This is a genomic window from Thalassospira xiamenensis M-5 = DSM 17429 (genome assembly GCF_000300235.2).
GTDB lineage: Bacteria > Pseudomonadota > Alphaproteobacteria > Rhodospirillales > Thalassospiraceae > Thalassospira > Thalassospira xiamenensis.
This window is the reverse complement of sequence record NZ_CP004388.1, coordinates 2,033,154-2,055,872: the sequence shown is the minus strand read 5'-3', so window position 1 is coordinate 2,055,872 and position 22,719 is coordinate 2,033,154. Positions and strand designations below refer to the sequence as shown.

At 53.0% G+C, this 22,719-nt stretch carries 24 protein-coding genes; 3 read left to right on the top strand and 21 right to left on the bottom strand.

Features of this window, described 5'->3' with window-relative positions; translation table 11 throughout:
* Positions 1-165: 165 nt before the first annotated feature.
* On the top strand, positions 166-1,512 hold the full coding sequence (gene trmFO / locus TH3_RS09675) for a methylenetetrahydrofolate--tRNA-(uracil(54)-C(5))-methyltransferase (FADH(2)-oxidizing) TrmFO (RefSeq protein WP_007089616.1): 1,347 nt from the start codon (positions 166-168) through the stop codon (positions 1,510-1,512).
* Positions 1,513-1,549: 37 nt separating this feature from the next.
* Here the strand turns inward: trmFO and TH3_RS09670 are convergent, their stop codons facing one another.
* The 3 genes from TH3_RS09670 to TH3_RS09660 form a co-directional block, all read right to left on the bottom strand.
* Positions 1,550-2,116, bottom strand: coding sequence for a hypothetical protein (locus tag TH3_RS09670; protein ID WP_007089617.1), 567 nt, complete (start codon positions 2,114-2,116; stop codon positions 1,550-1,552).
* A gap of 133 nt (positions 2,117-2,249) precedes the next feature.
* Positions 2,250-3,095, bottom strand: coding sequence for a phytoene/squalene synthase family protein (locus TH3_RS09665; protein WP_007089618.1), 846 nt, complete (start codon positions 3,093-3,095; stop codon positions 2,250-2,252).
* 6 nt (positions 3,096-3,101) lie between these two features.
* Positions 3,102-4,280 (bottom strand): mechanosensitive ion channel family protein, encoded by a 1,179-nt coding sequence (locus TH3_RS09660; RefSeq protein WP_007089619.1) that lies wholly within the window; start codon positions 4,278-4,280, stop codon positions 3,102-3,104.
* Between the two features lie 111 nt (positions 4,281-4,391).
* On the opposite strand from TH3_RS09660, the gene TH3_RS09655 reads away from it, so the two are divergent.
* On the top strand, positions 4,392-5,750 hold the full coding sequence (locus tag TH3_RS09655; protein ID WP_007089620.1) for an NAD(P)-binding protein: 1,359 nt from the start codon (positions 4,392-4,394) through the stop codon (positions 5,748-5,750).
* A gap of 6 nt (positions 5,751-5,756) precedes the next feature.
* Here the strand turns inward: TH3_RS09655 and TH3_RS09650 are convergent, their stop codons facing one another.
* From TH3_RS09650 to yajC, 5 genes are all read right to left on the bottom strand, one after another.
* Positions 5,757-6,137: an Mth938-like domain-containing protein gene (locus tag TH3_RS09650; protein ID WP_007089621.1), complete on the bottom strand. Its 381-nt coding sequence runs from the start codon at positions 6,135-6,137 to the stop codon at positions 5,757-5,759.
* Positions 6,138-6,187: 50 nt separating this feature from the next.
* A complete protein-coding gene (locus TH3_RS09645) occupies positions 6,188-7,087 on the bottom strand; it encodes a DMT family transporter (protein WP_037992529.1) in 900 nt (299 codons plus the stop codon).
* A 146-nt stretch (positions 7,088-7,233) separates the two neighbouring features.
* A complete protein-coding gene (secF, locus tag TH3_RS09640) occupies positions 7,234-8,163 on the bottom strand; it encodes a protein translocase subunit SecF (protein WP_007089623.1) in 930 nt (309 codons plus the stop codon).
* A 19-nt stretch (positions 8,164-8,182) separates the two neighbouring features.
* A complete protein-coding gene (gene secD / locus TH3_RS09635) occupies positions 8,183-9,757 on the bottom strand; it encodes a protein translocase subunit SecD (RefSeq protein WP_007089624.1) in 1,575 nt (524 codons plus the stop codon).
* Between the two features lie 135 nt (positions 9,758-9,892).
* Positions 9,893-10,270: a preprotein translocase subunit YajC gene (gene yajC, locus TH3_RS09630; RefSeq protein WP_007089625.1), complete on the bottom strand. Its 378-nt coding sequence runs from the start codon at positions 10,268-10,270 to the stop codon at positions 9,893-9,895.
* Positions 10,271-10,506: 236 nt separating this feature from the next.
* On the opposite strand from yajC, the gene TH3_RS09625 reads away from it, so the two are divergent.
* A complete protein-coding gene (locus tag TH3_RS09625; protein WP_007089626.1) occupies positions 10,507-11,370 on the top strand; it encodes an ATP-binding protein in 864 nt (287 codons plus the stop codon).
* 59 nt (positions 11,371-11,429) lie between these two features.
* Here the strand turns inward: TH3_RS09625 and TH3_RS09620 are convergent, their stop codons facing one another.
* The 13 genes from TH3_RS09620 to TH3_RS09560 all read right to left on the bottom strand — a co-directional run bounded on the left by TH3_RS09620 (position 11,430) and on the right by TH3_RS09560 (position 22,716).
* Positions 11,430-12,524, bottom strand: coding sequence for a peptidoglycan DD-metalloendopeptidase family protein (locus TH3_RS09620; RefSeq protein ID WP_233421865.1), 1,095 nt, complete (start codon positions 12,522-12,524; stop codon positions 11,430-11,432).
* Between the two features lie 57 nt (positions 12,525-12,581).
* The gene (locus tag TH3_RS09615) at positions 12,582-13,235 is read right to left on the bottom strand and encodes a protein-L-isoaspartate(D-aspartate) O-methyltransferase (protein ID WP_007089628.1); all 654 of its coding nucleotides are present in this window, start codon (positions 13,233-13,235) and stop codon (positions 12,582-12,584) included.
* Complete coding sequence (gene surE, locus TH3_RS09610) at positions 13,232-13,999, bottom strand: 5'/3'-nucleotidase SurE (RefSeq protein WP_007089629.1); 768 nt, start codon at positions 13,997-13,999, stop codon at positions 13,232-13,234. The genes TH3_RS09615 and surE overlap by 4 nt, the downstream gene beginning before the upstream one ends.
* 9 nt (positions 14,000-14,008) lie before the next feature.
* A complete protein-coding gene (gene serS / locus TH3_RS09605; RefSeq protein ID WP_007089630.1) occupies positions 14,009-15,286 on the bottom strand; it encodes a serine--tRNA ligase in 1,278 nt (425 codons plus the stop codon).
* Positions 15,287-15,398: 112 nt separating this feature from the next.
* Positions 15,399-16,397, bottom strand: coding sequence for a twin-arginine translocase subunit TatC (gene tatC / locus TH3_RS09600; protein ID WP_338057536.1), 999 nt, complete (start codon positions 16,395-16,397; stop codon positions 15,399-15,401).
* Between the two features lie 2 nt (positions 16,398-16,399).
* Complete coding sequence (tatB, locus tag TH3_RS09595; RefSeq protein WP_007089632.1) at positions 16,400-16,813, bottom strand: Sec-independent protein translocase protein TatB; 414 nt, start codon at positions 16,811-16,813, stop codon at positions 16,400-16,402.
* Positions 16,814-16,848: 35 nt separating this feature from the next.
* Positions 16,849-17,079, bottom strand: coding sequence for a twin-arginine translocase TatA/TatE family subunit (tatA, locus tag TH3_RS09590; protein WP_007089633.1), 231 nt, complete (start codon positions 17,077-17,079; stop codon positions 16,849-16,851).
* Between the two features lie 165 nt (positions 17,080-17,244).
* A complete protein-coding gene (locus TH3_RS09585; protein ID WP_007089634.1) occupies positions 17,245-18,288 on the bottom strand; it encodes an ABC transporter ATP-binding protein in 1,044 nt (347 codons plus the stop codon).
* Between the two features lie 135 nt (positions 18,289-18,423).
* Complete coding sequence (gene scpB, locus TH3_RS09580) at positions 18,424-19,194, bottom strand: SMC-Scp complex subunit ScpB (RefSeq protein ID WP_007089635.1); 771 nt, start codon at positions 19,192-19,194, stop codon at positions 18,424-18,426.
* Positions 19,184-20,092, bottom strand: a complete 909-nt coding sequence (locus TH3_RS09575) for a segregation and condensation protein A (RefSeq protein ID WP_007089636.1) — start codon at positions 20,090-20,092, stop codon at positions 19,184-19,186. Before TH3_RS09575 ends, scpB begins: the two co-directional genes overlap by 11 nt.
* A gap of 26 nt (positions 20,093-20,118) precedes the next feature.
* Positions 20,119-20,802: a site-2 protease family protein gene (locus TH3_RS09570; RefSeq protein WP_007089637.1), complete on the bottom strand. Its 684-nt coding sequence runs from the start codon at positions 20,800-20,802 to the stop codon at positions 20,119-20,121.
* A gap of 14 nt (positions 20,803-20,816) precedes the next feature.
* The gene (gene nagZ / locus TH3_RS09565; protein ID WP_007089638.1) at positions 20,817-21,884 is read right to left on the bottom strand and encodes a beta-N-acetylhexosaminidase; all 1,068 of its coding nucleotides are present in this window, start codon (positions 21,882-21,884) and stop codon (positions 20,817-20,819) included.
* Positions 21,871-22,716 carry an SPOR domain-containing protein gene (locus TH3_RS09560; protein WP_007089639.1) on the bottom strand — a complete coding sequence of 282 codons (846 nt, stop codon included), beginning with the start codon at positions 22,714-22,716 and terminating at the stop codon, positions 21,871-21,873. Before TH3_RS09560 ends, nagZ begins: the two co-directional genes overlap by 14 nt.
* Positions 22,717-22,719 lie beyond the last annotated feature (3 nt).

Below are 22,719 nucleotides of genomic sequence, written 5' to 3'. Positions count from 1 at the left end.
GTGTCTGGTATCAGCGACGCAGCAACAGGTGGTTTGTGAATAATTTATGGTCACATAAGTGATATGCAGCAGCGAAATGGCGCAATTCACTTGAAATCAGGCCTCCTGCACCGCTATGTGTGTGCCAGAAAGTTTAATTCTGTTTTTGCTGAGGAGTTCGCAACCGTGAGCACGGTCAAACCTGTTCATATTATCGGCGCCGGTCTTGCCGGTAGCGAAGCCGCATGGCAACTGGCAGAGGCCGACATTCCGGTTATCCTGCACGAAATGCGCCCTACCCGACCGACCGACGCACATCACACGGACAAATGTGCCGAACTGGTCTGTTCCAACTCGTTTCGGTCTGACGACAAGGAATATAACGCGGTTGGCCTGATCCATGATGAAATGCGCCGTGCCGGGTCGCTGATCATTCGCTGTGCGGACGCGCACAAGGTTCCTGCCGGTGCCGCTCTTGCGGTTGATCGCGAAGGTTTCTCGCAGGCGGTAACCGATGCGCTGATGAACCATCCTCTGGTCACCATGGAGCGTGGCGAAATTGATGGCCTGCCACCGGTCGAATGGGAAAGCACAATCATCGCAACCGGCCCGCTGACCTCAAGCGCACTGGCCGAAGACATTCGCAAGGCCACCGGCGAGGAAAGCCTTGCCTTCTTCGATGCGATTGCCCCGATCGTCTATAAGGAAAGCATCGACTTTGACAAGGCATGGTTCCAGTCGCGTTACGACAAGGGCGATGGTAAGGACTATATCAATTGCCCGATGAATGAAGAGCAATACAACGCCTTCATCGACGCCCTGATCGAAGGTGATAAAACCGAATTCAAGGAATGGGAAAAAGATACTCCCTATTTCGATGGTTGCCTGCCGATTGAAGTCATGGCTGAACGTGGCCGCGAAACCCTTCGTCACGGCCCGATGAAGCCGGTTGGTCTGACCAATCCGCATGATCCGACCCGTAAGCCACGCGCCATCGTGCAACTGCGCCAGGATAATGCTTTGGGCACGCTATACAACATGGTCGGTTTCCAGACGAAACTGAAATACGGTGCGCAGGCTGACGTCTTCCGCATGATCCCGGGGCTTGAAAATGCCGAATTCGCCCGTCTAGGCGGTATTCATCGCAACACCTTCCTGAATTCCCCACGTCTTCTGGATGCCACGCTTCGTCTGAAAGCCCGGACCGATATCCGATTTGCCGGGCAGATCACCGGCTGTGAGGGATATGTGGAAAGTGCCGCTGTAGGCCTGATGGTTGGGCGTTTTGCTGCGGCTGAAAAGCAAGGCAAAACAATCCCGACACCGCCGCTTGCAACTGCCATGGGAGCCCTTTTAAACCACATCACTGGCGGTGCTGACGAAAGCACCTTCCAGCCGATGAATGTCAATTTCGGGCTTTTCCCGGAACTTGAACTGACCAAACGGGTAAAAGGCCGCGACCGCAAGAAGCTTTATAGCGACCGCGCTATTCCCTTGTTTGACGGATGGCTTTCAGACATCAACGCTGCATGAAACAAAGGCCGCATCATCCGATGTGGCCTTTTAAATTTCAATATTTGCTCTGGCGTTTGAGCTTTCCGGTGACATCGCGGATAGGTTCGCCATTTCGGAACCGTTTGAACACGAGATCCATATTGCCATCTGCATCCAGGCTGCGTTCATAGACCTGCATTTCGTAACCACCGTCATCCGTGATGTAAAGCGCATGAACGGTCAGGGTTTTTCCGACGATACGCGCCCAGACAAAAGGTTCACCCTGCAACGGGTCATTGGGAACACGTTTGCCAAACAGGCCTGTGCGCATCGCACTTCCATAAATGTCGGGCCGATCCGTGGTATAGAACTCGATACTCAGCGATACGTTTTTTTCGCGACCATCAGCCTTGTGAATTACCGTTGACCAATCAATGTTAAAGCCACGACCGGTTTCCGTGATCTTCACGTCAAGATCGCGCGCTTTAAGTTCTTCCTCGGCGTTATAGATCGATGTCCCGTGATACTCGCCAACAAACGGGCCGATATTTCCCGCATGACAAGGCGCTGGCACAACAAGCCACATGATCAAAAGCATGCCAAACAGCCCCATAGCTTTGATCGGCGCATGCAAATTCATCATGTTGGACCTCGTTATGTTCATTTCGTTTGCCATCAGGCCCCCAGCGTCAAATAACGCTACCACAAGACTTTACGAAAATATTGTATCCATTACATCTATTTAGATGAGATTTCGCCAATATCTAGCTTGGTGCTCAATATCGATTTAAAAATGCCTTTACCGTCAGCCGGAAACTGGCCGGGCGGGCAAGACCAAACTCGGCACTGAATGGATCAAAACCGGCCTTTTCAAGCTTGCGTAAATATCCATCAGCCAGAACCACAGGCAATGCCGCGGCCAATGCATTTGACGGCAGATATTTACGATACTTTCTGGCTTCCCTGATCCGGTTTTGCGCCAGTTCGGCGATCTCGCGCGTCAGTGCTTTGACTGTGTCTGTTTTGCGGAATTCAAAAATGTCGCCCTGCCCGACCCCATAATGTTCCATCCGATCATGAGGCAGGTAAAGCCGTTTTGCCCGGCCATGGAAAACCATCGCGCGCAGAATTCCCACCAAACCATAAGCATTCCCGGCCAGTCGGGCAGCGTGTCTGGCATCAGCATCATCCACACCAAGCAGTTCGGTCGCCATCACCGCCAGATGCCCGGACGTCTGATCGATATAGTGATCGAGTTCAGCCTGATTTGCCGGCGCCTTATCGGCAAGGTCAAATTCACGCGCAGCTATCAGGGTTTCCAGATCACGCGCATCAAGCCGCCCGGACTGGATCACGACCGAGAGAGGTTCAACAACTTCATGCTTGCGGATTTTACCCTGCTCAATCTCGGCAAGGGTGTCACGCCACCATTGCAACCGGATATGGCCCAGCATGGTGTCGCTAACCATTTCGCGCGTTTTCGATACTTCCTGATTAAAGGCATAAAGCGTGAAAAGGCTTTCACGTTTGTCCGGACTTGCGAAAAGCGAACATAAAAACCGGTCCTTGTCATTTCGACGCACGTAATCGGCACAATAGGAAAGTTTTGGCGTGTCAGTCATCGCACGTTATCCGATCTTGCGCGATGTTTCAGCGCGATCATCATTGGTGTTATCAGTCATTTTTTCCGGCAGGGTTTCGACATAAAGCGACTGCGACGGGAAGGCAAACGCCGCATCGTTATCCTCGACAATACGTTTGAATGCAATGATATGCCGGTTGCGGATATCGCGCCATGCCACCCAATCGGTAGTGGTCGTAAAGTAATACAGATCGATGTTGATCGAACTTGCCCCGAAATCAGACAAATGCACCATCTGCGCCACATCGGTTTGCGCGACATCATCATCGTTTTTCAGGAAGGATCGGATATCATTGACGATCTTTTCAATCTGATCGGCTGTGGTGCGATATTCGACCCCAATCACCATCTTGATGCGGCGATGGGTCATGCGGGACCAGTTGATTACCGGGGAATCGACGATTTGCGCATTGGGCATCGTCACCAAGGCCTTGGCAAACGTGCGCACCTTGGTCGCGCGAAGGCCGACGACCTCGACCGTTCCTTCAAACTGCGGTGTTTCGATCCAGTCGCCCCGCTTGTAAAGGTTATCTGCCAGAATGGTCAGGCCGCCGAAAACATTGGCGACTGAATCCTTTGCGGCCAATGCCACGGCCATACCGGCAAGACCAAGACCGCCCAGAAATGCAGAAACATCAAGGCCCCAGTTTTCCAACAGAACGACAACGCCGATCACAACAATCAGCGTCTTGACCGCCCGAATAAAGAACTGTCGCAAATCATCACCAAGACCGCCCCCAAAACGCCATGCCAGATTGTTAAATGACATTGCCAGCGGTTCAATCGACCTGAATAGCGCCCAAAAGACCGAGAAGGTCGCAAAAATGCCGATCAGCTCAAACAGAACGGCGTCAAAGTTTTCCGGAAGATCAAGAATCTCGATCGCAAAATACACGCCCCCCAGAATCACCAGAAGCTGAATCGGTGCCTCGAAGGCGTCCAGAACATGGGCGGCTGTACTATGTTTGTGCTGATGCGCCAGCTTGCGCAGGCTACCAATGACACCAAGTGCCAGAACACGTTTCAGGACGAACACAAACAGCAGCACCGCCCCTGCGACGACATATTTGCCGATTTCTCCGCCGCCCAGCATCTCGACCCAATTGGTCATGTGATCAATGACTTCGCTATTCAGGCTATCAATTTCGGATGTAATTTCGTCCATGACTTCACATGTAATCTGCTGTTAAGGTTTTAAATCAAACAATGACTTAACGGTTACCGCTACGGATTGTTTCTTGCGGCCCCTGTATAACAACTAAAACAGGACAGGCATATGGCATCCTTTGCTGCACCAAGACTTCATGTCATTGGCGCCGGACTTGCTGGCTCAGCACTTGCAACTCAAATGGCGCAGGATGGTGTATCCGTAACGTTGTACGATTCCGGCGAACCTTTCGCCAGCCGCTGGACACGCGGCATGAAAACTTCCCCCAAAAACCACAAAGTTGCCGAACCCGAAATTTTCTATGATCCCGCGGATCTTGTTCGGCATTTTTTCTCGCAATGGCCGGAAATTCCGCGAAAACTGATCCGACCGGCCCATGCGGTTATCGGCCTTAAACACCCCGGACGAAGCCCCGCCATCATTGATCTTGATCACGGTATTGCCGCGGCTTTGATTGCACGTCGCCCGACGATTTTCGCACGGCAGTTTACGGCATGGAATTTATGGTTCTCCCGTTACGCCAGTGAAGACCGGCGTGTCAGTCAACGAATGCGGGTCGCAGCTGATTTGGGTGAAGATATGGAAACACCGACAGCAACCTATCATCAGGGTGCACTTGCGACACTGGCCGAGGTACTGTTTTCAATGCCAGCCCACAATTGCTCGGCCGCTTTGCTGGGGCGCGTTTTAATGCCGACATTGCGTGAAATACGCCGCCATAATGCAAGCCACGCCTTCGCGGCGATTGACCCAATCATCCTAAACGATATCGCGCTGCCCACTATGCGCGATCATTTTATCGCAGCTGGCGGCGACATCATAAGCGGTATGGAACTTGGTGATATCGACAGTACGACGGATTTCGCCACCGACCTGTTTTTCGGCGATGATCAGATCGAGGTGCGCCCGCAAGATGCCGTGGTGCTTGCACTTCATCCAAGGCCACTTTGCGATGCGGTACCTGATATCGGCATTCCGCCAGCCCCGGCGCATCGACGAACTTTTGTGTTTCAGGCCAGCAAAAACTTTGCCGAACCATGCTGTGTCCTGGCCGATGATGATCTGGTACGTGCGATTTATTGCAACCGTCGTCACATACAGGTCAGCATGAACAGCAGTCTGATTCTGCCAAGCGACGGCACAGCAGTTCAGTTGGCCGCAACGATCTGGCAGCGCGTCACAGAGCTTTGCGATCAGCATTTAAATCTTGATCTGTCGGAAAGGACAAAAATTGAAACCGGCGATGAGCATCCGGCTTTCAGTTATGTTGACTGTGAAGCCCCTTTTCCGGAACTCAGTCCGGGGGTTGCAGCACTTCGCCACCGGATTACGCCACCTTGGCGGAACCTGTTTTTATGCGGGGATGCCTTTCCGCCGGATTATCCGCCCGGACCGGCAGCGGTTATCGCAAGTGTGATGAAGGTCCGTGCGCAGTTGCATGAATATCTGAAACTGCGCGACTTATAACACGGGTCAAACCGAAATCAGGGCTGCGGCAACCCGACGGGCTTCCGATACCAGAACATTATAGGTGCGACACGCAGCACCGGTATCCATCGGCTCGACGACAATGCCATGTTTGCGAAGTGCAATGCGCCATTCAGCAGGCAATGGTTTCATGCCACTTCCCATTCCCAGCAGCAGGATATCAATCTCGTCGGATGCTTCAATCACCCGACCAAAGGCATCGACATCAACCTGATCAATATTCTCATACGGCCAGGAATAGACATTCTTGGGAAACAGTAAAACCGAACCAGTGACAACTTCTTCGCCAAAACGAAACAGGCCATCCCCATAGCTGGTAACGATCTTTCGGCCTTCTGCGATCAGCGGACTTACTTCCAAAGACATATCATTCCCTCTTGACGCAACCTTGAAAAGTTCTTCCGGCGTTGTCTGCCTCAAAGCGCAGCTGCAGGTGCCTTTGCTTTTTTCCCGCGCCACAAAATAAACAACCCGGAAACAACAACGATACTACACCCGATCAACATGGGCATGTCGAGTTCCTCACCAAACAGGAACACGCCCAAGGCAATACCGAACAACAACCGAGTATACCTGAACGGTGTAACCGACGAAACATCACCGCTGCGCATCGCTTTCATCAGGGCGGCATAAGCAGAAATCCCCATCAGGACCGCACCGGAAAAATAGAAAAGGCTTTGGCCGTCGGGTAGCGTAAATGCTTTGCCTTCCCAAACCGAAAACAGGATACCGGCAATAATAATGGCAATAAAACCATAGAATCCCAGAATAGACGTCCCCAACGATATCGGGGCTGCCCGGCTGGCTAGATCACGACCGGCAAAACCGATTGTTCCGATCACCGCCAGCAACGACAGGACTGAAAAGCCATCCGCGCTCGGACGAAGAATGATCAGAACACCGATCAGACCAACAAAAATTGCCAACCATCTGCGCCATCCCACTTTTTCACCAAAAATGAGCGCCGCGCCAAGAACCACAATAAGCGGCGTTGCCTGTAAAATGGCCGTGGTCGAAGACAAAGGTGTTAAAGCAAGCGCAAGCACATAAAACAGTCGCCCGATAACCTCGAACACGATCCTTACACACATAGGACGCGACAGAACCGCCGGGTCAAGCAGTCGTTTATTCTGGGCTTTGGCAATCGCGGCAAATAAAACCGCCCCTCCGACACCAAACAGGATCAAAACCTGTCCCACTGGATGCGTCGCCGAAACGGCCTTCACAAATGCGTCTTCAACGGCGAATGCTGCCATTGCCGCCATCATCCACAGACTACCGAGCAAATTTGCCCGATGACCATCTCTTGCGTCCATATTAAGCGCCACAGGCAAGAACCAGTTTTGAAAATGGTTTAAATCAGCTCGCAAAGGTCATACGCCACTGCGCACTAAAGGAAAAGGCCGGGTTGTTTTCGCACAAACCCGGCCTTTCTGTAAATCCATGTCGTGCGGCTGAGGAATCAGGCACCGGCCTTCTGGGTCTCTTCGCCTTCGGGAATCTTGCGGTTAAGCCGCAGAACCATCAGCAACGGAGACGCCACACAGATTGACGAATAAGTCCCTATGACAATGCCGAAAATCAGCGCCATCGTGAAACCACGGATCGCTTCACCACCAAATACGAACAACGCAATCAGCGCCAGCAAGGTGGTAAATGATGTCATGGTCGTACGTGACAGGGTCGAATTGATCGACAGATCAAGAAGATCGGGTATTTCCATCTTGCGGAATTTGCGCAGATATTCGCGAATACGGTCAAATACAACCACCGTATCGTTGATCGAATAACCGGCAACGGTCAGAACCGCTGCAAGCGTCGCCAGATCGAACTGAACACCGGTGATCACAAAGAAACCGATGGTAATCAGAACATCATGCAGAAGTGCCACAACCGATGCCACGGCAAACTGCCATTCGAACCGGAACCAGATATAGACCATGATCAGCAAAAGCGAGATGGCAACCGAATAGACTCCAGCTTCCTTCAGCTCGTCACCAACCTTCGGGCCGACCAGTTCGCTACGGCGAATGGTAACATTGTCACCAAGTGCCTCGGTCACAGTAGCAAGCGCTGCCATCTGGGCTTTTTCATCACCGTCCTGGCGCTGCAACTGGATCAGGACATCATCGGGTTCGCCGAATTCCTGAATTGATACATCCCCCAGTCCAAGAGAACCAAGATTATCACGCAGCGCGCCAATATCGGCCGGACCGTCGGTTTTGATTTCAAGGAGAATACCGCCCCGGAAATCGATGCCGAAATTCAGCCCCTTGGTTACAAATAAGCCAACAGATGCCAGCACCATGACCAGCGAGACAATATAAAAGATTTTCCGGAATTTGAGGAACGGGACGTTCACGTCATCCGGAACAAGATGCAATGGTTTCATAATTTTCCTGCTCCCTTCCTCAAAGTACCAGTTCCGTCGGACGACGGCGTTTAACCCACACCGAAATCAACAGTCGGGTCACCCAGATTGCCGAGAACATCGACGTGATAATGCCGATGGCAAGCGTGACGGCAAAACCCTTGATCGGCCCGGAACCAAAGCTGAATAGCACAAGAGCCGCAATCAGCGTGGTTAGGTTGGCGTCAAGGATGGTCGACATCGCACTGCGATAACCGGCATCAATTGCGTTGATGATCGTACGGCCATTATTACGTTCTTCACGGATACGTTCGAAAATCAGTACGTTGGCGTCAACCGCCATACCGACCGTCAAAACGATACCGGCGATACCCGGCAGTGTCAGAGTTGCCTGCAATACCGACATCACTGCCAGCACGAGGATAAGGTTCATCAGAAGTGCGATATCGGCATAAATCCCGAACCGCCCGTAGCTGATCACCATAAAGGCAATAACGAAGACAAGACCAAGGACGGCTGCAATTTCACCGGCCTCGACAGAATCCTGTCCTAGCCCCGGGCCGACTGAACGTTCTTCAAGGATCTGCATCGGTGCGGGCAATGCACCGGCACGCAACAGCAACGAAAGATCGTTGGCCTCCTGAACACTGAACTGGCCGGTAATGATACCGTTACCACCAAGGATCGGTTCATTGATCCGCGGGGCTGAAATCACTTCGCCATCCAGAACGATCGCCAGACGACGACCGGCATTTTTCGACGTCATGTCGCCAAACCGCGCACCACCTGCCGCGTCAAAGCGGAATGAAACAACGGGGCGACCATCGTTAAAGGTGGGTTGTGAATCGATAAGGTTATCACCCGAAACAACCACGCGACGGTCAATCAGATATTCGTTGATACCGGCCGCACGGTCACCGGCATCAGCCGATGGCAGGATAATGGTTCCCGGCGGCATGCCGGTGGCACGCGCTTGGGAAGCCGTTTTTTCCTCGTTCACGAGGTGGAAGTTCATTTTCGCGGTACGGCCAAGAATCGCGCGTAAACGCGACGGATCATCAAGTCCAGGTACCTGAACAACAATACGGTCTTCACCCTGGCGCTGGATCGACGGTTCGGTCGTTCCCAGTTCGTCAACACGACGGCGCACCACTTCAAGTGACTGGCTGATCGCGCGATCAACAAGTTCTTTGCGGGCCTGTTCGGTGTAGGAAACGATAATGTTGTTGCCGTCACCACTCATGACGGTATTAGGTTCGACATCACGGATCAGATCGCGGGCTTTTTCGACCTCGTCGGCATTGACGATGGTGACTTCCGCGCCGTCCAATCCGGCATCGCGCGGACGGTAACGAATGCGTTCCTCGCGCAGTGTCGAACGGATCGTATCTCCAAGCGCTTCATAACGCTCGCGGATCACGCTGTTAATGTCCACCTCAAGCAGCATGTGCGATCCGCCGCGCAGATCAAGACCAAGGCTGATCTGTTTACCCGGAAGATAGCTGGCTTCAGTTGCCAACGTGCCCTTGGGCAGGAAATTCGGTGCAGCGTATATAACGCCCAAAGCGCACACCAGCAGAACCAGTGCTGCTTTCCATTTCGTAAAATAAAGCATGTGTCCTTTAACCAGATTTGTCTGGAAAACCTTGGTCTGGTTCTATCGAACATCGGGAGAGTTACACCCCGCAGGCCACCGGCTGTAAACAAGAAGGCGGAGCATTTTGCCCCGCCTTGCAAGTCATCAAAGAGATCAGTCTTTTTTGGTCTCTTCAGCTTCTTTTTCGTCTTCGTCTTTGTCGTCGCCTTTGGCTGGCTCGGTTTTCGACAGAACTGTCGAAACCATGCCGCGTGCAACCTTGACTTTGACCCCTTCAGCAATCTCGACCGAAAGTTCATCGTCACCAATAACCTTGGCAACGGTACCGATCAGACCACCGGCGGTAACGATTTTGTCACCGCGACGAACAGCAGCGAGCATCGCTTTATGCTCTTTCTGTTTTTTCTGCTGCGGACGGATAAGCAGGAAATAAAAAACAACAAAAATCAGGATCAGCGGCAGGAAGCTGGTAAGCATATCTGCACCACCTGCGCCACCTGCGCCCTGCGCGAAAGCCGGCGAAATCAACATTAGGAACTCCTAATCCCATACAACAAAACAAATCAACTGCCGGAATATAACGGTGTGTCCCGTCAACGCAAGGAAGAACAGGATTTTTATCGGTTAAATCCCGTATTCTGTGGTTCTGTTCACGTCACCAAAAGCGCGCTAAATCATATGGCACTGTTATTGCCAGATCGCCTTGTGATAGCGTTTTGGGCATATTCGTCGCCACCACGATAAAAAGAAACATCCAAGAGGCTTTAATGACCAACGATTTCAATCAATTGCTGCCCACCCTTGAGCGCATTGCCGACGCGCTGGAACGCATGGCCCCACCTGCGCATAAAACCAATGACCTTGCCGCGGCTGATGCCTTTGTCTGGCAGGCCGAAAGCGGTTATCTGCAACCGGTGCGCAATGTGAACCGGATTGATATCGATCTTTTGCAGGGAATCGAACAGCAAAAGACGATTCTTTATAACAATACCAAACGGTTCGCCAATGGACTTCCGGCCAACAATGCGTTGCTTTGGGGCGCACGTGGCACCGGCAAAAGTTCGATCGTCAAGGCGATGCACGCCAAAATCAACACGGAAAAGGCTGGCGCATTGGCATTGGTCGAAATCCATCGCGAAGACATCCCGACCCTGCCCCATCTTCTGCATATTCTCGAAGAAAGCGGTCGCAAGACGGTTCTGTTCTGTGATGACCTCTCATTCGATTTGCAGGATGAATCCTACAAGTCGCTTAAGGCTGTGCTTGAAGGCGGCATCGAAGGCCGCCCCAACAATGTGATTTTCTATGCGACATCGAACCGTCGCCATTTGATGGCGCGCGATATGATCGAAAATGAACGATCAACCGCGATCAATCCGTCCGAGGCAGTCGAGGAAAAGGTATCCCTATCCGACCGCTTCGGCCTGTGGCTTGGCTTCCACAACATTTCACAGGATGTCTATTTTGAAATCATCGAAGGGTACGCCAAGGAATTCGAGCTTGATGTTCCGATTGAAGACCTGCGTGCCCGAGCCAAGGAATGGACGGTCACACGTGGCAGTCGTTCAGGCCGCGTTGCATGGCAATTCATTCAGGAATTAGCCGGCGAAATGGGAAAAAAGCTTGGCTGACTGCCCAGACAGCAGCGTATAAACAAAACGTCCGAAACCTCAAGGTCCGGGCGTTTTGTTTATCGCGATACCATCATCTGTGGCAGGTATTTCATCGGGTCGGTGGATTTTCGTCCACGACGGATTTCAAAATGAAGCTGCGGCTGGTTAACGGCACCCGTGCTGCCGACACTTGAAATCTTCTGACCGCGCTCGACAACGTCGCCGCGTGCAACCATCGGATTTTCCGTATGGGCATAGGCTGTCACGTAATCATCGGCATGCTTGATCAGGATCAGATTGCCAAAGCCGCGCAACTCATTCCCGACATAGGTCACAACGCCATTATCCGCAGCAAGGATCGGCGTACCACGCGCAGCCTTGATGTTGATTCCGTCATTGTAAAGACCACCCGTGCTGGCACCGTATTTAAGAACAATGTCACCGCGAACCGGCCAGACAAAGCCCTTGCGATTGTCGGGTTCGGCAATAACGACATTCTTACGAACTGCACTGCCTTGCCCCGCAACCGGTGTTGCTTCGGGCATCTGGCGGGTATCGTTATTCCAGCTATTGGCAGATGCGTAACGCTGTTCGGCGCGCGCAGCGAAATCCTGTGGCTTCAGGCCAGGCGTCGGGATGCTGCCGCCGTTATTCGGACTAATACGCGCGGTTTGAACCGTTGACGAGCGTTCGGGTGCTGCCGCCGTTTCAGATGTACCAAGCGGCACACTGACAACTTCCCGCTTGCCGCCGATGGTGACGGTCTTACGCGGCGCGGAGCTTGTTGAACTTGGTGTCGTCGATGACGACCGGCTTGCAACTGCAGGCTGGCTGTTGCTGTCATAAGACGGATCCCAAGGCGGCAGCACAAGTCGCTGCCCCGGATAGATCACATAAGGCTTCGCCAATTTGTTTCGCTCGGTAAAACGGCCAAAATCGGTGCGATACCGGTTGGCAAGCCCCGAAACAGTATCACCCGGTTCAACCGTAATAACCCGCTCACCATTTTTAAGCTTGGGCATGCTATAGGGGCTGTAAGTCGCACCTTCGCCGTAAACTACTGGCACAGGGACGGAATTAAGCAAACAGCCGCCAAGCGCTGCGGTTGCCCCACAGACAAGCGCCAGCGTCCGTATTCTTCGAACTGCCTGTTTGACACTATTTTCCATCATGGAAAACATTGTCTGCGATCAGCCGTTAACAATCCGTAATCAGATGCAGCAATCGGCTCAGAATTCTTCGGTGCCCGGCAACATCGGAACGAAACGGACCGGCATCAGTTCTGTTACATCAATCCCGGTGGGGGTACGCAAAACCCGCAAAAGCAGTTGCGTGTGGGATACCTCGCCCACCGGCACGACCATGATCCCGCCAATCGCCAACTGATCGACCAGCACAGGCGGCACATCTTGTGCTGCCGCAGTCACGATAATACGATCAAACGGTGCCTGCGCCTTCCAGCCAAGCCCGCCATCACCATGCAGGGTCGAAATCGTATGCAACCCCAATTCGCGGAATTTGTCTTCCGCCTCACGCAGAAGCGGCTTGTGCCGTTCAAGCGTGTAAACCCGGCGTGCCAGCTTGGCGAGGATGGCGGCCTGATAGCCCGATCCGGTACCGACCTCAAGCACCTTCATCCGGTCATTCAGCTCAAGCGCCTGTGTCATCAGGGCGACGATATAGGGCTGTGAAATCGTCTGGCCCTTGCTGATCGGAAGGGCGACATTTTCCCATGCCCGGCTGACAAACGGGTCGGCGACGAAAATTTCGCGCGGGATGCTGGCCAGCGCACGTAAAACGTCCTCGTCATGGATCCCGTCATTGCGCAGGATCGCAAGCAGATGTTCGATTTCAGCTTCTCGGGCAATGACAGGCTCGTTCACGGAAATGCCTTCGTCAGTTTTGCGTGCGTCTCGTAATGCGTGAAATCGAGACTGATCGGAGTTACCGAAATATCGCCCCTCTCAATGACCCGTAAGTCCGCATTTTCATCTTTGGGCAATTCCGACTTGATTGCACCAATCCAATAATAAGGCTCTCCGCGCGGATCAAGGCGTTCGGCAATATGATCGCCAATCTTGCGCTGTCCCTGTCTGGAAACCTCGATACGGGCTCCGCCGTCACGTTCGGCTTCCGGAAAATTGACGTTAATCAGAACGCCACGTGGCCAAGTCGTGTGAATAAGGGTTTCCGCAACCGGTAAAAGATGCTTTTCCGCAACCGACCAGTCGATCAGATTGCCGGAAAAAAACTGGGAAAAGGCAATTGCAGGCACATTCAGCAACGTTGCTTCCATCGCGGCAGCAACCGTACCGGAATAGGTTACATCCTCGCCAAGGTTGCCACCCCGGTTGATCCCCGAAAGAACAATATCGGGCGGACTGTCACGCATGATTTGCTGAAGGGCCAGCAGAACGCAATCGGTTGGCGTTCCGTCGACAGAAAAATGTCGCTCGTCACGTTTGCGTATCCGCAACGGATGGCGCAGGGTAAGCGAATGCCCGGCCCCGCTTTGCTCGGTCGTCGGTGCGACAACCCAGACATCATCGGAAAGCGAACAGGCAAGCTTTTCCAAAAGCCGAATCCCCGGCGCATCAATCCCGTCATCGTTGCTGATCAGGATGCGGGCATTTTTCAGATCGACCATATCGCCCCCCTATCCGCGCGGTGAAATCACCTCGACACCGCCCATATAGGGCCTCAATTCATCCGGTACACGAATTGAACCATCTGCCTGCTGATAGTTTTCCATCACCGCAATCAGGCAACGTCCAACAGCAAGCCCCGACCCATTCAGGGTATGAACAAAACTGGTTTTCTTGTCGCCAGCGGCACGATACCGCGCATTCATGCGCCGTGCCTGGAAATCTCCGGTGTTAGAACAGGATGAAATTTCACGATATTTCCCCTGCCCAGGAAGCCAGACTTCAATATCAAATGTTTTGCGCGCGGCAAAACCGATATCGCCTGAACACAGAACCACCGTCCGGTAGGGAAGACCGAGACGTTCAAGAACGGTCTCCGCACAGCGGGTTTTTCGATCAAGTTCCTCGTTCGATTTTTCGGCGGCCACAACCGACACCATTTCAACCTTTGAAAACTGATGCTGGCGGATCATGCCGCGCGTATCACGCCCGGCCGAACCGGCTTCCGAGCGGAAACACTGGGTCAATGCGGTATAGCGCAGCGGCAATGCGGCTTCGTCGATAATCTCGCCCGCGACCTGATTGGTAAGCGTCACTTCCGACGTCGGGATCAGCCACATGTCATTGGTGGTTCTGAACGAATCTTCGGCAAACTTCGGTAACTGACCGGTGCCAAACATCGCATCATCGCGTACCAGCATCGGCGTGATGGTTTCTTCATAACCATGCTCGTTTACATGCAGGTCCAGCATGAACTGACCCAATGCCCGTTCAAGCTTTGCCAGGCCACCACGCAAAATAACAAAACGCGAACCCGAAAGTTTAGCCGCAGTTTCGAAATCCATCATGCCAAGCTTGTCGCCGATCTCGAAATGTTCAAGCGGCTTGAAGTCAAATTCGCCGGGAATTCCCCATTTGCGAACTTCAACATTGTCTTCTTCGCTTTCGCCTGCCGGAACTTCCTGATCGATAACGTTCGGAAGCGACGACAGCAAAAGATCAAGCTGCTCGTTTAAACCGGCCTGCCCGTCTTCGGCATCCTTGATCCGATCTTTGAGCTTACCCATCTCGGCCATCAGTTCGTCAGCATCGCCGCCACTCTGGCGCAATTTGCCAATTTCACCGGAAATGGATTTGCGGCGCGCCAGCATTTCCTGATGTTCAGTCATCAGACGACGACGGTCTGCATCGATATCGATCAGACGCTGGGCGGTCATTTCGACCTTGCGCGCGGTCATCGCCGCGTCAAAGGCCTCGGGGTTGTCACGAATCCATTTAATGTCGTGCATGAAACGGCACCTTGTTATTCAGCTATGCGGGCAATTATTCGGGCTTTTATACGATGGGGTGGACGCTTGGTCCACCCCGTCAGATCGGTCATTCGAGAACCGGACAATTCAATCAGCGCGCGCTGTTGAAATCATCCTCGTCATCGTCGCCTTTCGCGGATCCCAAAGATCGGGATGACGAAGGCGTATCAGATTTTGGCGCAGAACCTGCAAGCGCTTTGAAATCGGTCTTGTCATCTGCTTTGCCATCATCGTCCCCGTAATCAGCAGCTGCCGCAGCCGAACTCTGGGTATCGACGTCGTCTTTATTGTGATCGGTATCCTCATCGTCACCGTCAAGCTCGGCATCTTCTTCCGCTTCGCGCTTGGCACGTTTACGTTCCGACATCCGCGCCATCAGGATCGAAATTTCATAAAGAATGATGATGGGGATTGCCAGGCCAACCTGCGAAATCAGATCCGGCGGCGTCAGCACTGCGGCAAACACAAAGGCGATCACAACCGCATATTTGCGCCGCTTGGCAAGCGAAGATGCGGTTACGATACCAGCGCGCGCCATTAGTGTCAGCAATACCGGCAGTTGGAAACACAGGCCAAACGCAAAAATAAGCTTCATCACCAGCGCAAGATATTCGCCGACCTTGGCTTCAAGCTGAATGGCAAGTCCCGATGCCCCGCCTGCACTTTCGAAACTAAGGAAGAATTTCCACGCCAGCGGCATGATCAGGTAGTAAACCAGTGCCCCGCCCGCAAGGAACAGGATCGGCGTCGCAAACAGGAACGGCATGAATGCCGAACGTTCATTCTTGTATAGTCCCGGCGCGACAAAGGCCCATAACTGGCCAAGAAAGACCGGTGCTGAAACAAAACAGGCAGCAAAGAACGAGACCTTTACATAGGTGAAGAACACCTCGGTCAGCGCGGTATAGATCATTCGCCGGTCCGGCCCCATTACGTCAGCAAGGGGCTTTACGAGGAACCCGTAAATATCTTCGACGAAATAATAACAAATACCGAAAGTGATAAAGAGTGCCAGAACCGCCCATGTCAGACGATTCCGAAGCTCGATCAGATGCTCCATGATCGGCATCTGCTTGTCATCCGACTGCATGTTCACGCCTGACTCTCCGGATGATCAGTCTTCTTATCCGCAGCAGCAGGTTTTGCCGATGCCGCGGCATCGGTCTTCGATGCTGTGGTTTTGGTTTCCAATTTGTTGTCGGTTTCGCTTTCGGCAGTTTTATCTGCCGGTTTTGCCTGTTTTGGCTTGGTTTTCGGCTCGGCAATCTTGTTTTCGATGAAGTCTGATGTGCTCGAACGTGCATCGGTGACCTGCTTGCGCAGATCATCAAGTTCGGCTTCACGAATCAGATTATCGATACCGCCCTGAAATTCGCGCGCCATACCGCGCACTTTTTTCCAGTACCCGGCAAGCTTGTAAAGCACATGGGGCAAGTCCTTGGGGCCGACGACGAACAACGCGACGACGGCCACAAGTGCCATTTCGGTCCAGCCGATATCAAACATGGAACACGCCTATCTGAAGGAAACCCGACAGACGATCAGGATTTCACGGAATCCTTGTCTTTGCTTTCAGCAGAAACCGAAGCAGACGTGTTGTTTTCGATGGTTTTGGCCGAAGCAGCACTGTCTTCGTCTTTTTCGTTTATGCCTGCTTTGAAGCTCTTGATCCCTTTACCCATGTCACCCATGACTTTCGGCAGTTTGCCGGCACCAAAGATGATCAGGACAATCGCCAGAATCAGAACGATTTGCCAAACGCCAATACCCATAACTTCTATCTCCAAAGATCCAATCTGCCATCCGGCGAGAATGCCCGGATAATGGCAGAAAGCCCCCCACTGTGCAATGCAACGATTGTGAATATACCGTGCACCGCTACGAACCTGTATGTTTGTTTCTTAGTCTCATCGGACCTGTTTCGCGTTGAAATTGGCCTAATTCATAGGAAACACAAAGGTCATGTCAGGATCAAGCGTAATAGCGACCGACCCCTGATTTACTGACGAAAGTCTGCGTGGCACGCGCGCATGGACATGCCCGCCCGCATGAAGCGATAAATGCATCAGACTGATTTCACCAAGTGACCGCACAGCATCGACCCGCGCCAGAATATCATGTCCATTCATGGCATCGGCAATCTGCAATCCTTCCGGGCGCACCAGAACTTCAACCGGTGTTCCGTCATCAAGACCACCCTGCGCCACATCACCAAGCGGCGTCGTCACAATCCCGCCCTGCACTGTTCCGGGGAAACGGTTAACCTCGCCAAAGAAAGATGCAACAAAACGATTTTGCGGATTGAAATAAAGGTCTTCGGGGGTACCATCCTGCATCACCTGCCCTTCATTCATGATGATAATCCGATCCGCCATATACATCGCTTCTTCCGGATCATGGGTCACCATGATGGTTGCGATCCCGGCATTTTTCAAAACATGCAGCGTGGTATCACGAAGTTCGGCCCGGCGTGCGACATCAAGCCCCGAAAACGGCTCGTCCAGCAGCATCACGCGCGGTGTTGGCGCCAGAGCTCGGGCAAGTGCAATCCGCTGTTGCTGCCCGCCGGATAATTCGTGGGGATAGGCATTGTAATAATCTGCCATACCGACCTGCCGAAGCGCACGTTCGACCGCTTCCTTGCGTTCAATCTCATTTGATGAACGCAGACCGAACCCGATATTCTTGGCAACGCTCAGATGCGGAAACAGGGCGTAATCCTGAAACACCATACCGACACCGCGTTTTTCGGGTTCAAGATATTCCCCGGGCCGCGCTACAAGCTGATCATTAATGGAAACGCTGCCTTGCTGAAGCTTTTCAAGCCCTGCGGCAATACGCAATGCAGTAGTCTTGCCACATCCCGAGGGCCCCAAAAGGCAAACCAGTTCGCCGGGCGCAACGTCAAAGCTTATGTCTTTGAGAACCTTGGTACTGCCGAAATCATGGCTGACATTGGACATTCTCAAGCCGTCGGGCATCAGATCTCTCTTTATTCTTTTGCCGGGAAACCCTGCAATTAAGTTGCAAAATCTTTCCCAGATTTAATCCTACCCAACAGCGCATGCAAGAAGCTGGATCAAAGAAGCACGATAAAAGATGTGAATGGGCCCGATTTAACGGTTCTCCGCGTCGTATTCTTCTTCCAGATTGGGATTATCGCTGTAGATGGTTTCATCAAGATCGGCCAGATTGCGGGTCGTAAGAGCTTCTTCGACAACAGCATCGGTAACTTCGCCATCATCAACCAGATCGGGCAATGCTTCCTCGTCGGAACTGGCACCGTATCGGCCCATGCCAGGACGGCTATCAAGCAATCCAGCGGCCTTCAAATCGGCAAGTCCCGGCAGATCGTCACGATCTTCAAGCCCGAAATGATCCAGAAAATCATCCGTCGTCGCCCAAAGAACCGGACGGCCCGGCACACGTTTGCGCCCCTTCGGACGGATCCATTTCGCTTCCAGCAGAATATCAAGCGTCCCCTTGGACAGGGCCACACCACGAATTTCTTCAATTTCGGAACGTGTAACCGGCTCGTGATAGGCAATGATCGCCAGCGTTTCGAGCGTTGCACGCGTCATTTTCTTTGCTTTTTCGACCTCGATATGAAGATCACCTGCCAAATCAGCCGCAGTGCGAAACGCCCATTTTTCACCGACACGATTCAGATTTATCCCACGCTCTGAATAGTTTGCCTGCAGTTCTTTAAGCAAAAGGGAAACATCTGAACCTTCGGGCAAACGCGCGGCAAGAACCCGTTCACTGACCGGTTCCGCAGACGCAAACAGCACAGCCTCAACAATTCGAAGATGCTGAAAGTCGACTTGAGGACCGTGTTCGATACCATCGATTTCAAACTGCGGGTCGGTTACTGTCTCAGTCACCATTATTATCCATCCCTGCCCCGGATTTGGCTCTTAGCTTGTCCATATCGCTGTAATCCCCGGATGTGATGTCCAATTCAGGATCGCGTCTTTTTTGCGGTGACCTCAGCATGATCGGGCCAAACACCTGCTCTTGCGAGATTTCCAATTCACCATCGCGGCACATTTCAAGGCTGGCAACAAAATGCGCAGCCAGTGCCGACCGTGCCTTCAAAGGCGTGCCAAGACCATGTGGCATGAATTCCAGAAGCTTTGTCCATGTCGGAACAACCCGACGCCCGAACAGATCGCGCAACCGCCGGATTGCATCGTCCATCGCATAAAGATCGAATGCCTCAATCTCCAATGTCTTGGATTCAGATGTCAGCATGATCTGTGCATAGGCTTTCAACAGGTCATAAAGCGACGCATCATAAACCGACGCCGTCGTGACCCGGACTTCCTCGGGATCACCCCGGCCAAAGAAATCACGCCCGAGGTTGGGCCGCTCCAGCAGTTTCTCACCGGCCGCTTTCATCGCTTCCAGCCGCTTCAGCTGGAAGGCCAGAAGCTCTGCCATTTCCTCTGCACTGAGCTCTTCCTCGTCGGACTCCTGCTTTGGCAGCAACAACCGAGATTTCAGATAAGCCAGCCACGCCGCCATCACCAGATAATCGGCCGCCAGTTCCAGTCGCAATTCACGCGCGGTATTAATGAAAGTCAGATACTGCTCGGCAAGCTCCAGGATCGAAATCCTGATGATGTCGACTTTCTGGTCGCGTGCCAGCTCCAGCAAAAGGTCAAGCGGCCCTTCAAACCCGTCCAGATCCAGCATAAGGCGTTCAGCAAGACTTGGCCCATCATCAACGGGTGCCTTGTCAAATACCTCGTCCGGAATATCGAGTTCGAACTGTTTGGCCATAATCCCCCCGGACCGTCCGCCTCATATCAGGCGAAAATACCGGCCAGAAAATCAACAAGTGCAGATGCAGGCTCAATCACCAGCCAGTGGAATATCGGCAGATTAACGCCAAGAAGCCCCGTGACGTAGGGCAACAGGAAGATCAGCGCAATCAGAAGGATCATGCCGGTTTTTTCCATGCGCGCCAAGACCCGTGCAATTGGCATTGGCGATATCGCCGTCAGAACCCGCCCTCCATCCAATGGCGGGATTGGGAGCATGTTGAACACAGCCAGAATGCAGTTCAGCCAGATCGACTGCTGTAACGTCGTTGCCAGCCAGTCATTGACCGCCGGCGAAAATGACGGTAACCCGACCAGTAATAGAATTGATGCTATTGCCAATGCGACGTTGGTTGCGGGCCCGGCAACCGCCACCCCGATTACACCAAGACGTTGCGGATGCAAACGATGGAACGCGACCGGGACCGGCTTGGCATAACCAAACAGGAACGGCGCACCAGTCAGCAACAGCAAACCGGGAATCAAAATAGTCCCCACCGGATCAATATGGCGGATCGGGTTCAGGCTAAGCCGCCCGGCGCGTTGCGCTGTATCATCCCCGAACAGCTTGGCTGCAAAGCCGTGCGCGGCTTCGTGCAAAGTCACCGCCAGCAATACCGGCAACACCCACGTAGACGCGGAAATGATAATCTCGATAATGTCGTTCACCTATTCAGCTTCCCTTACGCCTGCTCGCCAGCCGACCAGACCGGTGATAGCAATTCAGCCAGTCGGGCCTGCCAATCGGCAATCTGCGCCGAGGGCGGCTGTGTAGTATTAAAACCTGCGATCTGATTGCTCAGCAATTGCGAACGTGTCAGCGCCTCACCGGCAAGTTTCGGGGCCATGGATACGACTTCTTCCATTTCCGTGCGTTTGCCATTGCAATGAAGCGCGATATCACAACCTGCGGCAAGGCATTCATGGGTCCGGCTGGCAATCGAACCACCAAGGGCTTCCATCGACAGATCATCACTGATCAGAAGATTTTCAAACCCGATATCACCGCGGACAATTTCGGAAATGACCTTGGCCGATACGGTGCCCGGACGCTGATCATCAATCGCGGTAAACAGCAAATGGGCCGACATCGCCGCAACCACATCCTTCATCTGACGAAACGGTTCGAAATCAAGGCGGCTCAGTTCTTCGCGTGACGCGGTCACGATCGGCAAATCCTTGTGACTGTCGACCGATGCACGCCCGTGACCTGGAATATGTTTGATGACCGGTGCGATCCCGCCGTCCAGCAACCCGGCGGCAACCGCACTTGCCAACGGCACAATCTGCTCCACCGTCGAACCATAGGAACGGTCGCCAACCACGTCGCTCATACCAGGGAAGCGGATATCAAGCACCGGCGCACAGGTGATGTTAAACCCGGCATCACGCAAATCCGCCGCCATCAGGCGCGCACTAATATATGCGGCTTCGCGGGCATTTTCAGGTGCTGTTTCAAACAATTGACCAAACACACCAGCCGCAGGGATTTTGCGCCAGTGCGGCGGCTTGAGGCGCATGACGCGCCCACCTTCCTGATCGACAAAAATCGGCACATTGATATTGCCGACAACTTCGCGCAGTTGATTGTTCAACGCCTTGACCTGCTTCAGATCCGTGACATTACGGGCAAACAGGATAAAGCCATAGGGATCAGCTTCACGAAAGAAGCCCTTCTCCCAATTGCTTAGTTCTGTACCTTCAACACCAAGAATACAGGCACGCGGTTTTCTTACCTCAAGGCCGGACAATCAGACACCCCACATTGCGTTGTTTCAAGTTGCGACAAAGCGTTTCAGCCGCAGCAGCGTCCGGCAAAGGACCGGCTTGCAAACGATAGAACACACCCTTGTCACCAAGGTCTGCACGTTTCAGATACATCTGAAGACTGCCAAGCAAGTCCTTGTTTTTATAAGACAATCTTTTCCATTCCGCTTCGGCCCCCGACGTATCGCGAACTGACGCCAACTGAATGCGGAAGTCTTTCTCCGATATGCCGCTGGCGCTGGTGGCAGCCGGTGCTGTGGCCTGTTCCTTGGCCTTGGCAACAGCGATTGCTTTTTCTGCATCGCTTGGTGCGACAATTGCTGTTTCAGCTGGAGTTTTCGCAGACGCATTTACATCTTTGCCCGAACCGATCTGCGCTGCATTTGCGACAATCTCGGCCTCCGGTGTCTGTTCGATCACCGCTGGTTCTCCCGTATTATCGGGGGATGGTATGACATCGGGCACCTTTGGCATATCAGGCAGTTCCTGAAGAACCACCTGATCCTCGGGCTGGTTACTATCAAGCTGTTCATAAATCGTTGTATCCCGGTGGGGAACTTCCATTCCGCCGGGATCATCCGGTCGCAACTTGATCGGCAGTGGATCTGGCAAAAGGATTGGCAATTTGCCTTCTTCCTGTGCTGGCTGCCCCTGATTATATAACCAGTAACCGGCCCCGCCCAGACCACCACCAATAATCACAAGACCAAGAACGATGGTTCCCACCCCTTTCGCCAAGCCGCCGCCTGGGGCTTTTTTGCCAGCCCCTTGATAACGCTGCTCCGCTCTAAGGCCGAAACCCTGTTCTTCGTTCATCGT